Source organism: Pseudoclavibacter sp. CFCC 13611 (assembly GCF_008831225.1).
GTDB lineage: Bacteria > Actinomycetota > Actinomycetes > Actinomycetales > Microbacteriaceae > Pseudoclavibacter_A.
In genome coordinates, this window is sequence record NZ_WBKE01000003.1 from 458,547 (window position 1) to 470,561 (window position 12,015).

At 57.8% G+C, this 12,015-nt stretch carries 9 protein-coding genes and 1 pseudogene; 3 read left to right on the forward strand and 7 right to left on the reverse strand.

Going from position 1 to position 12,015, the window contains the following annotated elements; all coding sequences use genetic code 11:
- Window positions 1–3 precede the first annotated feature (3 nt).
- The 5 genes from F8O08_RS10715 to rfbB are packed head-to-tail and all read right to left on the reverse strand — an operon-like array spanning window position 4 to window position 4,492.
- Window positions 4–942 carry a glycosyltransferase gene (locus F8O08_RS10715; protein ID WP_158043256.1) on the reverse strand — a complete coding sequence of 313 codons (939 nt, stop codon included), beginning with the start codon at window positions 940–942 and terminating at the stop codon, window positions 4–6.
- A complete protein-coding gene (locus F8O08_RS10720) occupies window positions 939–1,298 on the reverse strand; it encodes a DUF2304 domain-containing protein (protein ID WP_225733638.1) in 360 nt (119 codons plus the stop codon). Before F8O08_RS10720 ends, F8O08_RS10715 begins: the two co-directional genes overlap by 4 nt.
- On the reverse strand, window positions 1,295–2,008 hold the full coding sequence (locus F8O08_RS10725; RefSeq protein ID WP_158043283.1) for a glycosyltransferase family 2 protein: 714 nt from the start codon (window positions 2,006–2,008) through the stop codon (window positions 1,295–1,297). Before F8O08_RS10725 ends, F8O08_RS10720 begins: the two co-directional genes overlap by 4 nt.
- 38 nt (window positions 2,009–2,046) lie before the next feature.
- The gene (locus tag F8O08_RS10730; RefSeq protein ID WP_225733639.1) at window positions 2,047–3,474 is read right to left on the reverse strand and encodes a sugar nucleotide-binding protein; all 1,428 of its coding nucleotides are present in this window, start codon (window positions 3,472–3,474) and stop codon (window positions 2,047–2,049) included.
- Window positions 3,475–3,490: 16 nt separating this feature from the next.
- Window positions 3,491–4,492 (reverse strand): dTDP-glucose 4,6-dehydratase, encoded by a 1,002-nt coding sequence (rfbB, locus tag F8O08_RS10735; protein ID WP_158043259.1) that lies wholly within the window; start codon window positions 4,490–4,492, stop codon window positions 3,491–3,493.
- 67 nt (window positions 4,493–4,559) lie between these two features.
- On the opposite strand from rfbB, the gene rfbA reads away from it, so the two are divergent.
- Complete coding sequence (gene rfbA, locus F8O08_RS10740) at window positions 4,560–5,420, forward strand: glucose-1-phosphate thymidylyltransferase RfbA (RefSeq protein WP_158043284.1); 861 nt, start codon at window positions 4,560–4,562, stop codon at window positions 5,418–5,420.
- Here rfbA and F8O08_RS10745 read toward each other — a convergent pair.
- Window positions 5,409–6,344 carry a glycosyltransferase gene (locus F8O08_RS10745; RefSeq protein WP_158043260.1) on the reverse strand — a complete coding sequence of 312 codons (936 nt, stop codon included), beginning with the start codon at window positions 6,342–6,344 and terminating at the stop codon, window positions 5,409–5,411. The genes rfbA and F8O08_RS10745 overlap by 12 nt on opposite strands.
- 150 nt (window positions 6,345–6,494) lie before the next feature.
- Here F8O08_RS10745 and F8O08_RS10750 point away from each other — a divergent pair, with 150 nt between their 5' ends.
- Window positions 6,495–8,531, forward strand: a complete 2,037-nt coding sequence (locus F8O08_RS10750; protein ID WP_158043261.1) for a hypothetical protein — start codon at window positions 6,495–6,497, stop codon at window positions 8,529–8,531.
- A 118-nt stretch (window positions 8,532–8,649) separates the two neighbouring features.
- Entirely contained in the window at window positions 8,650–11,343 is a 2,694-nt protein-coding gene (locus F8O08_RS10755) for a CotH kinase family protein (RefSeq protein ID WP_192497774.1), read from the forward strand.
- A 1-nt stretch (window position 11,344) separates the two neighbouring features.
- On the opposite strand, the pseudogene F8O08_RS10905 reads toward F8O08_RS10755, so the two are convergent.
- Window positions 11,345–12,015: pseudogene (locus F8O08_RS10905) on the reverse strand (glycoside hydrolase); the annotation flags it as partial.

Genomic DNA, 12,015 nt, shown 5'->3' on the forward strand with positions numbered 1-12,015 from the left:
ACTTCAGCGCACCGACCCCGCTGGCCGTTGCCCTTTGAAACCCCGTCGGGCATCCTGAAGTGCAGCGCGGACTGCCTGACGGTTCGCTGTTCTGTTCTTGTCAACGGTAACTGACAAGATGACCGAAGGAACGTCCATTAACTGTCGTCTCAGAACTCGGCGCCAGCCGAGGTGCCTTCTATGCGCCCGAGCGATGAGTATCGAGTTTCGGGAAATGTAGTACATGCGCAGAGGGTTGTGCCGAGCCACGGTGATCTGGCGGCCAAATACGCGCACAGGGCGACCGAACAGCTCAAGGGGAGTTGGCTCGCCAATCGCATGAGAGAGGTTTGTGCCGTCCACGGCGAGTAGGGAACGTCCCTGCTCGAGGCAACGGTAGTTGAAGTCTGTATCGACCCCGTCAATGACGAGGTCCTCGTCAAACAGGCCGACAGCATCCAGAGTCTCCAGGGGGATCACAGCCCCTGATTGAATCGGGTCAAACAGATGATCCCAGTGGGTCTGAGCGTTGTTTAAATCACGTTTGACGTTCCGTCCTGCAATGGAGCTGGGGGCAAGAAGACCGACTTTGATGCCTTCATCGTGTGCCTGTTCGAGCTGCTGTAGCGCTGATGAGACGTAGCCCCTCGGAAGTCGAGAATCTTGGTCGATGGTGAGTATCGCTTGCGCCAGCCCAGATTCTCGCGCCTGGTTGACTCCGATGTTCAATGAGTTCGCAATGCCTAGGTTCTGCTGCTTTCGAATCAGTCTAATCTTGAGGTCAGCCGCTTCAATACCCTCGTCAAGAAAGCGCAGCGTGGCGTTGGACCTGTCCAAATCGGACCCATCGTCAATAATGACGATGTCGCGTATCCCGTTTTCATCCAGGGAACTCACGCACTCAAGCAATCCAGCCCCCGGGTGAAAGGTGGGTATGATCGCCGTGACTTGCCCGTGATTCATCGGCGATCCCTCTCTGTGTTCGATCGATCCATCAGTTCTGTTTGCGTGCGTAGAATGGCGACCTCCTCTGCCAGCCGGCGGGTGCGTCCTTCGCTTCTGGATAGTTCCCAGGAGAGATGAACTGAGACGCCGACAAGCAACGCGAGTGTCATAGCAAACAAAAGATTCGAAGGAATCTGAACGCCGACCAGTGCAGAGAGCCAGTAGAGAATCCGAGGGAAGACGGCTAAGACAAGTGTCGCGACCCCAAGGGTCATCCAGAGGATCGCGTATTTCTCCTTAAGCTTCTGCCGTCTGACTAGGTCGAAGAGAAGAACCAGCACTGCCAGAACGAAGATGGCTGCGAGAATTCTCACTGTCGAACCCCTTCCCGCTTGGCCTGCGCTCCCGGTGCGCGGCGAATCAAGGCGAACCCAAGTGCCAGTCCTGATCGTCCCAAGTAGATGGCAGCCTTCCATGGCGAGTGGCTGGGGATTCCTCCCTGTCGCGGTCGCATGGCGACAGGCACCTGCTGTACGACACAGCCGGCTCGTATTGCACCAACCAATGAATCAATCGTGTCACCGAGATACTCTGCCGGATAGTGGCGCACATACTGGTGGATGGCTTTCGCGCTCGCGGCACGGAAACCGGAAGTGACATCAGTGAGGTGTGTGTTTGCAAGTTTCGACAGCACGCTGGCAAGCACATTCATCGCCCATCTGCGCGGTCCGTGCACTTCATACTCGCCGACCTCGGCGAACCTGGCGCCGATGACGATATCGGCGCCAGCATCCACCGCGTCAAGCAGCTTCTGCAGATCCTCAGGATTGTGCTGACCGTCAGCGTCAAGTTGCACAGCACGGGAGAACCCTATGCGCTCGGCAAACGTGAAGCCCGCACGCATCGCCGCCCCGACCCCCATGTTGAACGGCAGCTGAAGTACGACAGCACCAGCTCTGCGGGCTATGGCCGGGGTGTCGTCATCCGACCCGTCATCAACTACAAGAACGACACACTTCGGGCCATTCTGCTGAACGTCGCGAATCGTTGACTCGATGACCGCCGACTCATTCCACGCGGGCATGATCACGAGTGGCAGTGAGGTATCCAGTCCGAGGGACGTCAACGATTTCCCCAGTCCTGACTCACGTACTCTGAGAGTGCTGTGGCCGCAGTTGGAATCGACAAGCCGGTGCTTTGCACACGGTCGAGGGTGAGTGTGCTGTGCTCTGGTCGTGGTGCGATGCCGGTCTTGTTCTTGTAGTAGTCGGCGGTGCTCACGGGGGTGACGTCGTCGGGGTTGGCGCCGACGGCTTCGTAGACGGTCTTGGCGATGTCTGCCCAGCTCTGCACAGGGCCACTGTTGGTGATGTTGTACGTGCCGTGTGCCGCGTGGGTGTCGATGAGGTGGTGGATGCCGGCGGCGAGCGTGGTGGTGAAGGTGAGGCGGCCGTGTTGGTCGTTGACGACCGAGGGCTTGACGCCTTTTTTCGCGAGGTTCCACATGGTTTTCACGAAGTTGTTGCCGTCGCCGATGACCCAGCTGGTGCGGATAGTGTAGTGGGCGGGCAGGGTCGCGACGATCTGGTCTGCGGCGGCTTTGGTCTGTCCGTATACACCGAGGGGCGAGACGGGTTCGTTCTCGTCGTGCACGGGGATGATGCCGTCGAAGACGTAGTCGCTGGAGATGTTGACGAGGGTGGCGTGGTGCGTGCGGGCGATGTCGACGAGCTGGCATACGGCGTTGACGTTGATCTGCCAGGCGGCGCGACGCCCCTCGAGGGTCTCTGCGCCGTCGACGTTGGTGTACGCGGCGGCGTTGATGATCACGCCCACGTTCGACCAGTCGTAGTCGGTGGCGATGGTGTCGCTGGTCATGTCGATCACGGTGCGGTCCGCGTAGACGGCCTGGCCGCCGTACTCGGCTTTCAGCGCGCGGCCGAGCTGTCCGTTGGCACCGAGCACCAGGGTAGTGCGGCCGGTGACGGGCTTCGCGTCGGCGAGTTTGGGGTGGTTGCGGTCTTTGTCTGACAGTTCGGCCTGCTCGAGGGGGATGGGCCAGTCGATGGCCAGCGTCTCATCGGCGAGGTTCACGAACGAGTACTGGTCGAGTTTGTCCGCTGACCAGTGATCATTGACCAGATAGCTGTATGCCGTGGCGTCTTCCAGTGTCTGGAACGCGTTGCCCACACCCCTCGGCACGAAGATCGCCTGGTCGGGGCGGATCACCTGGGTGTGCACGGCACCGAACGTGGGCCCCTCGCGGAGGTCGACCCACGCACCGAAGATCGCCCCGGTCGCCACCGAGATGTACTTATCCCACGGCTCGGCATGGATACCACGCGTGGTGCCACGGGTCGCGTTGAACGAGATGTTGTTCTGGACCGGCCCGAAATCCGGCAGCCCCAACGCTACTTCCTTCGCCCGCTGCCAGTTCTCCTTGAACCAGCCTCGGTTGTCACCATGCACCGGCAGATCGAACACGACCAGCCCGGGGATGTCGGTCGTGGTGGCCTGCAGGGTGCGCTCGTAGCGCAGCTCTTCGCTCACGTTCGTCATTCCTCCCTTACTGCCCTGCCTGGGCGTACTTCGCCTCGACTTCTGTCTTCTGCGCGGCCCACCATTCCTCGTGATCGGTGTACCAGGCGATGGTCTCAGCTAGGCCGGAACGGAAGTCGGTGAACTTCGGCTGCCAGCCGAGTTCGCTGCGCAGCTTGGTCGAGTCGATCGCGTAGCGCAGGTCATGCCCGGGACGGTCATTGACGTGATCGTAGTCATGAGCGTCTTTGCCCATCAGCTCAAGGATGAGCTCGACCACCGTCTTGTTGTTCTGCTCGCCATCAGCACCGATCAGATACGTCTCACCGACGCGTCCTTCTTCCAGCACTTTGAGTACTGCGGAGGAGTGGTCATTCGTATGGATCCAGTCGCGCACATTCAGGCCAGCCCCGTACAACTTCGGGCGGATGCCCGAGAGTACGTTCGTGATCTGTCGAGGAATGAACTTCTCGATGTGCTGGTAGGGGCCGTAGTTGTTCGAGCAGTTCGAGATCGTGGCCTGAACACCGAACGAACGCACCCACGCCCGCACCAACAGGTCACTGCCGGCCTTCGTCGATGAATACGGCGAAGACGGATTATATGGTGTGTGCTCCGTGAAACGTGCCGGGTCATCCAACTCGAGATCACCGTAGACCTCGTCTGTCGAGATGTGATGAAAACGCACGTTGTGACGACGCACCGCCTCCAGCAGTGTGTACGTGCCAATCAGGTTCGTATCGATGAACGGGCGCGGGTTCTGCAGGGAGTTGTCGTTATGCGACTCAGCCGCGTAATGCACCACCGCATCAGCACCAGCGACCAGGCCATCAACCAGATCCGCATCAGCGATATCGCCCTTCACGAACGACACGCGATCCTCCGGTAGACCAGCGATGTTCGCGAGATTGCCCGCATACGTCAGCTTGTCCAACACCGTCACATGCCACCCAGGGCGCTCAGCTACCACATGGTGCACGAAATTCGATCCGATGAACCCGGCTCCGCCGGTCACAATCACTTCAGCCATAGACTCCATCCTACTGTGCAGAGAGTTTGCCGCCTGCTGGGAGCCCAGGATGTGGAAGAATGGTGCCATGCGAGGAATCATTCTGGCCGGTGGCACCGGTTCTCGACTGCACCCGATCACCTACGGCATCAGCAAGCAGCTCGTGCCCGTCTACGACAAGCCGATGATCTACTACCCGCTGTCGACCCTCATCCTCGCGGGCATACAGGACATCCTGATCATCACCACCCCGCACGACGCCGAGCAGTTTCAGAGGCTCTTGGGAGACGGCTCGCAGTTCGGCATCAACTTGACCTACACCGTTCAGCCCTCACCAGACGGCCTCGCCCAAGCATTCATCCTCGGCGAAGACCACATCGGCGACGATGATGTCGCCCTCGTTCTCGGCGACAACATCTTCTACGGCGCAGGCCTCGGCACCCAACTGAAACGCTTCGACAACCTCCACGGCGCCGCCGTGTTCGGCTACTGGGTATCAGACCCCACCGCATACGGCGTCGTCGAATTCGACCGAAACGGCACCGCCATCAGTCTCGAAGAGAAACCCGCACGCCCCAAGAGCAACTACGCTGTCCCTGGCCTCTATTTCTACGACAACCAAGTCGTCGACATTGCCAGACACCTCAAACCCTCGGCCCGAGGCGAACTTGAAATTACTGACCTCAACCGTATCTACCTCGAACAGGGTCAGCTCCAAGTTGAAATCCTCCCCAGAGGAACCGCCTGGCTCGACACCGGCACCTTCGACAGCCTCAACGACGCCACCAACTTCATTCGCACCGTGCAGGCCCGACAGGGGCTCTTCGTGGGATCGCCAGAAGAGACCTCTTGGCGGCAGGGCTTCCTTAGTGATGACGAACTCCGCACTATTGCGGAGCCACTGATCAAGAGCGGATACGGGCGTAGGCTTTTGGAGCTACTTGCCTGAACTCACAGCCGGGTACTGTAGGTACAACAGGCGCGCGTTCTCATGACGGTTGCGGCGTATGCCGTCAAGCATCATCCCTATTGACAGGCTGATAAAGCCCAAAATAGCGAGAGAAGACGCGAGAACTGCTGACGGAAGCTTGGGGACCAAGCCAGTCTGTGCGAAGTCGATGAGAACAGGTACTCCGAAAATCATGGCTGCCACCATAGCGATGAGCGCCAGCGCGCCATGGAAGACGAGCGGGCGCTCGAAACGCACGAGATCAACGATGAGGGAAAGAATCTTGATGCCGTCGCTCACCGTGTTCAGCTTGCTCTCTGTGCCTTCGGCCCGATCTTTGAAACCAACTTCGACCTCGGCGTGGGGAATGCGGAGGCTTGCATAGTGCACGGTGAGCTCGGTCTCAGTCTCGAATTCCCGAGAGACTGCAGGGAAGGACTTTACAAATCGTTTTGAGAACACCCGGTATCCACTGAGCATGTCTCTGACTGGCTCTTTGAACAGCCAGCTGACCAGACTGTTGAACGCACGATTGCCAAGAGAATGGCCAGGGCGGTATGCAGAGTCAGTTTGCTCTTGCCGAACCCCTAATACGTGGTCGAACGGACCGTCAAGAAGCGTTTGGATCATCTGGGGCAATGCATGGGCATCATATGTGTCGTCGCCGTCGATAAGCACGTAGACGTCTGCTTCGATGTCGCCGAAAGCGCGGCGGACGACATTGCCTTTGCCCTTGTGAAGCTCGGAGCGTACGATCGCTCCCTGCTCCCGAGCGGCGGCTGCCGTTCCGTCTGTACTGAGGTTGTCGTAGACGTAGATCGTCAGCTGAGGGACGGCCTTGCGCAGATCTGCGATCACTTTGCCGACAGCAGCAGCCTCATTGTGGCAGGGTATGATTGCTGCGATTTCGAGTTCTGGAAACATGTCTCCCCATGGTGGCGTGCTCGGGAGTCACACGCGGTACATTCGATTATAGACGATGGCGGGCTTGGCAGTTCGCTCCTTTGAGATCGACATGACGGCTGTTTCTAGAGGTGTCGTTTGGCCTATACACGGAGGGTGTGTTTGTCTCGCATGCAGGAGACCCTGACGAGAAGCAATCGGTATCTGATCCTCTTTCAAGACCGAGTCGTTGAGCTGACAAAGCCGCGTAAGAGCGGGATGCCGAATCTGTTTGTCCTGTTGTGGTTTCCTATTCTCATAGTTGCAACGGCAGGCGTCCTAGTGACGTTCGGAATTTCCGGGAGCTCTACTACCGCGTGGGCCTCCTATTTCGGCGATCAGGAAGGGGCGGCAGTACTTGCAGGAGAGCCGAGGCCGATTCGGTCTGACGAGTGGATGATTCAGTCCGGCTGGGTTGTGTCTCAATACCAGCTTGGTTTCCCAGTCATGAACGGCGCGTTTCCTGGCGGGGTCAACGCACTGATGTACAACGATGCCCCGACCCGGCACTGGTCAATGGCCTTTCGTCCACATCTGCTGGGTTTCTTGATGTTGCCACTGGATCAGGGCATGGCAGTGCGTTGGTGGCTACCGGTCGTCGCCTTGGTGGGTGGCTGCTATGTGTTTCTTGTGCTCATTCTTCCGACTCGGCCACTTTCTGCGGCTGCGTTGAGCATCGCGGCGTTCTTTAGCCCGATCATTCAATGGTGGATGCTGCCCTCGACCTTGTGGCCTGTAGCGTGGGCGTTTGTTGTTCTGGCGGCGGTGGTTCTCGCTCTGAGAGCGGATAGACGTTGGGTGCGAGTGGCTGGTGCTACTGTAGCCGGATATCTCACAGTCACCATGGCAATGAGCCTGTACGTGCCCTACATGATCGCGACCTTCGTGCCAGTTCTTTTTGTGTCAGTAGGGCTGGTCGCATTCACTGTTCATGGGCGTTCTTTGGGGTGGCGCGTCGTCCTTGCGCGCCTGACTCCACTACTCGTGGCGGGAGCTACTGCAATCTTTGTGGTGGGGCTCTGGTTGGTTGAGCAACGAGCTTCCGTGCTGCAAGTGCTCTCGACGGCATATCCAGGGGCGCGGAACACTCTTCCAGGGCAAGGAGATCGACACGACCTGCTTGCTCTGATGTCAGCACCCTTTCAGAGTGCCTTGATTGCAGGTGATTACAGTGGTCTCGGCGCTAACGTTCCGGAATCTGCAAGTGCTCTGTTGGTTAGCCTATTTCTTGTTCCTGCGATGGTCTGGGCGGTTGCGCATTGTCGTAAGGTTACGGGCCATCTCGACTGGACGCTCATTTCTGTCGTTGTTGCTGACCTCGTCATTCTCGCGTTTCTGTATGTTCCAGGCTGGGCATTACTATCTAAGCCTCTTGGACTCTTCCTAACCACGGAGCATCGACTCCGGCTTGCCTTTGTCGTCTTGAATGTAGTCGCAGTGGCGTTGCTAGTGCATCGTTTAGATACGCTCAAACGAAGGGGTCCGTGGTGGATTGCCACCTCTGCGGTGTTGCTAGTGGGGCTCAGCGTCGTTGTCGTGGCTCTTGGGCTGAGAAGGGGCCATTCTACTGTGACCGAGACATCGACCGTTTGGATTTGGGTGGCGGTAGTCTTGGCTCTTGCCATGGCGTGGGTTGTGCGTCGCCGGCTTCTGCCCGCAGCAGTGGTGCTGCTCTTGGTTTCAGTCGCACTGTGCGGCCGAGTGAATCCAATTACTTTAGGTGTGTATGACCTGCGGGAGACAGAAGCGGGGCAGGCCGTGCAAGCTTTGTCAGCGTCGGACGCAGACGCGCGCTGGGTGAATGTCGGAGGGCCCGAGGTGATGTCTGTTCTTTTTGAGACAGGTGTTGCCATGTACGGTGGCATGCAGACGTATCCGCCGATTCAGATGTGGAACGAGATTGATCCGGCGAGCCGATATGAGTACCAGTGGAACAGGCTCGCCCAAGTGAAATGGACGTTTGGTGCAGGGGAGCCAATCGTGACGAATCCGGCACCCGATGCCATCAATGTGACCTTCGATGCATGTAGTGAATTTGCACAGTCAGATGTGCGATTTGTGCTCAGCGACGTACCCATTGAATCAGGGTGCGCCCGCACACTCCAGGTGGTCAAGCAGGGAGCTGCGACACTTTATATCGGTGAAGTGATACGAAGAGAACAGCGATAAACTCACAGAGGATTCATGACTGACACTTGCCATGGGCTAAGCTCCTGACAAGTATCTAGCCGTTCTAGGGGGTAGTGTGCACCTACGCGTCAGTTTGAATCTATTGCGCCTTGGCCGAGTGGCGACGCTGATTGTCCTTTGCTCAGTACTCGTCTCAGGCAACGGTATCTCGGCTTTTGCGACACCTGATGATTCCGGTTCGACCACGTCTCCGAGTCAGAGCGATGCGAATCAGCCCTCGGTCGAAGACGATGACGATTCGGAAGACAGAAGCAGCGACTCGACTGCTGGGGAAAGCGACTCGGAACTCACGCCAGATCAACTGCGCGAGGTGCAGGCAGAGTCGGGTGAGCCACAGGCACGGCAGGGCAGGGGCGCTGCAGACTCCTATCCATCCACGCCTCAGAACGGCATCCCGCTGCTGAGTATCAATATTGGTGGGGGTAAGACGCTCGGCGACTTGAACGGCAGCAATCGCACAAATGGATCATGGCCAAAGTTCGGTGGTTCCACAGTGGCCCTACGCGATCCCGATACTGCGTCGAACAATCTCGATGCGACAGGAGTAACAATTCGCGGTCGAGGCAACTCGACCTGGGACGGTGCGAAAAAGCCGTATCAGATCTCCTTTTCAGACAAAGTGAATTTGCTTGGTCTGGACAAAGACAAAGGGGCGAAATCGTGGGTCCTATTGGCGAACCATCTGGATGCATCTCTGGCTCGAAACAAGTTGATCTATGATCTCGGTCAGCGTTTGGGGATGACATACTCCCCGCCGGCAGCCTACGTTGACCTCGTTATCAACGGTAAGTACTTGGGAAACTATCTTTTGACTGACAAGGTGGAGGTTGGAAAGGATCGAGTCAACCTCAAGAACAAGGACGGTGTGTTGGTCGAACTGGACACGCTTCGTGGTTCAGGTGAGGCTCACACACACCGGACAAAGAGCGGCACTCTGTTTGTCCTTCAGGATTCGAAGAACGGCGTCGATGATGGAGCTCTCGACGCTGACACTCAAAGGGGTTGGAGGAGCTTTCAAACTAAGATTGACACACTGGACGAGGCTCTGTCTGATCCCAATCCACAATGGGCGAACATAGAAAACCTCATCGATGTCGACTCCTTTGCATTCTACTACTTCATCGTCGAGCTCACTGAGAATCGTGATTCAACCGCCACGAGTGTTTTCTTCTCCATGGATGGCCAAGACGATCGGCTTCATATTGGTCCGATCTGGGACTATGACTGGTCTTTGTACAATCAACCAGGCATGGACGAAACCACCAACTATGCGAAGAATGCTGCACAACTCGTTGGGAGCGGCAATGCCTGGTTCCGCCAGCTCGCGCAACACCCCGAGTTCGACAGCAGACTCCGCGAAATTTACAACCAGGCGGGGGGTGTCGGAGAAGCATTTGCGCAGCTTCCGAGCAGTCTCAATACGATTCTTGCTGCGAACAAGAAGTCTGCTGCGGCGAACGAGAAGGTATGGCCAGCGGGCGGGAAGTACTCCATTGACGGAGTGAGGTCGGTCACCGGGAGTCAGAGGTACCTAAGTGACTGGATAGCCAAGCGTGTCGCGTATCTAGATGGAGTCTATGGGCTGCCCGCTGGTGTCTCTGCCGAAGACGCTACACAACTTACGTATGCCACTCATGTGCAGAATGTTGGATGGCAGTCCCCAGCGACCAATGGCATGCAGTCTGGTAGCACCGGCCAGTCATTGAGGCTGGAGGCAGTGAAGGTTCAGACAGTGGGTGCCTCCCTCACCGGCTCAGTAGCAGGGAACGCACACGTGCAGAACCAGGGCTGGACAGGGTGGCAAGATGGTGGCCAACCTGTCGGCAGCGTCGGGAAGAGTCTGAGAGTGGAAGCCCTACAGCTGAAGGTCACTGGACAGCTGGCCGAGAAATACGATCTCTACTATCGCGTGCACGCTCAGAACGTCGGCTGGATGGGATGGGCCAAGAACGGACAGGTCTCAGGCACGACTGGGCAGTCGCTGCGAATTGAGTCACTTGAAATGACACTCGTGCGCAAGGGAACTGAAGTGCAATCGCGTGGCGCGCCGGTTATCCTCGACCAAGGCGTTCTGCTTCTCTCTTCTGCGGATGAGATCACGACTCGCGATGAAGGGTCCAACGGCACAATACGTGTGCGAGGGTGGGCATTCGACGTCAGCGACCCGTCGCGGTCGATTAACACCGACGTCTACGTCAAACGCCTAGAGGATGGCAGTCGTGCTGGCTACAGGTTCACTGCGGACAAGCCTCGAAGCGATGTCGGAAGAGCCTTCGAGTCTAGTTACTCTCCGGGGGACGCACACGGATTCGATGAGACTATCGAGGTGAAACGGCCAGGCACCTACCAAATCTGCGTCTATGCAGCGGTGAACGGTAGTGTGCACTCTGATGCAAGATGTGCCACTTCCAGCGAGTTGGCCCCCGTGACTGCTCTTGGAGTAGTCGACGAGGCAAAGGTGGCCGTTGCAGATACTGGCGCGGCTATTCAGATTCGCGGTTGGGCGGTCGATCCAGCAACGCCCTCTCAATCCATTCCGGTGCACATCTACGTTACAGATCCAGAAGGGAAAAGAGTCGGACACTCGATGAATCAATCTGCGCCGATCGTCGCAGACCAACAGCGTCAAGATGTGAACATGTATTTCGGCCTAACCGGTAATCATGGGCTGGATGTGAGGATTCCAATCACCCAGCACGGTACATACAGTGTGGAAGTCTTCGCGATAGGTGCGTCCTGGCGAGGGGTCGGTAGAAACCCTCTTATCGGAACAAGCAGCGTGACATATTGATCTAGCTGATCTGCTCCTTGGCGGTGACTTTGCAGCCGATTTGGGGGTTGTTGCCGGTGTTACGCCAGTTGGTGCCGATGGCGTAGGTACAGACTTTGTAGGTGCCGGTCTGGGTGATGGGTATCTGGAAGTTGTAGCCGTGGTTGCCGGTGATGGTGAAGGCGTTGTTGACGTCGGGCCTTGGTAGGTTGGCTGTGGTGGGTGTGCCGTTGAGTGCGGAGTATCCGGCAGTAGTGCCGTCGGGGCGTGTGACGTAGACGTGCACTGGGATCGACGTGCCGGAGGTAGCTGGGTCATAGGCCCAGCCCCTGATGGTCAGAGCGTTGCTCGAAGTCAGCGAGAGCTCGTCAAATGACCCTCGCGGGGCTGCCGCGGTGCCTGTGTTGATGACTTTGCAGCCGATTTGGGGGTTGTTGCCGGTGTTACGCCAGTTGGTGCCGATGGCGTAGGTACAGACTTTGTAGGTGCCGGTCTGGGTGATGGGTATCTGGAAGTTGTAGCCGTGGTTGCCGGTGATGGTGAAGGCGTTGTTGACGTCGGGCCTTGGTAGGTTGGCTGTGGTGGGTGTGCCGTTGAGTGCGGAGTATCCGGCAGTAGTGCCGTCGGGGCGTGTGACGTAGACGTGCACTGGGATCGACGTGCCGGAGGTAGCTGGGTCATAGGCCCAGCCCC

Excerpts from the sequence above, each read along its gene's own strand:
- F8O08_RS10715 (WP_158043256.1), bottom strand. The coding sequence starts at position 942 with ATGAATCACGGGCAAGTCACGGCGATCATACCCACCTTTCACCCGGGG.
- F8O08_RS10725 (WP_158043283.1), bottom strand. The coding sequence starts at position 2,008 with ATGCCCGCGTGGAATGAGTCGGCGGTCATCGAGTCAACGATTCGCGAC.
- rfbB (WP_158043259.1), bottom strand. The coding sequence starts at position 4,492 with ATGGCTGAAGTGATTGTGACCGGCGGAGCCGGGTTCATCGGATCGAAT.
- rfbA (WP_158043284.1), top strand. The coding sequence starts at position 4,560 with ATGCGAGGAATCATTCTGGCCGGTGGCACCGGTTCTCGACTGCACCCG.
- F8O08_RS10745 (WP_158043260.1), bottom strand. The coding sequence starts at position 6,344 with ATGTTTCCAGAACTCGAAATCGCAGCAATCATACCCTGCCACAATGAG.
- F8O08_RS10750 (WP_158043261.1), top strand. The coding sequence starts at position 6,495 with ATGCAGGAGACCCTGACGAGAAGCAATCGGTATCTGATCCTCTTTCAA.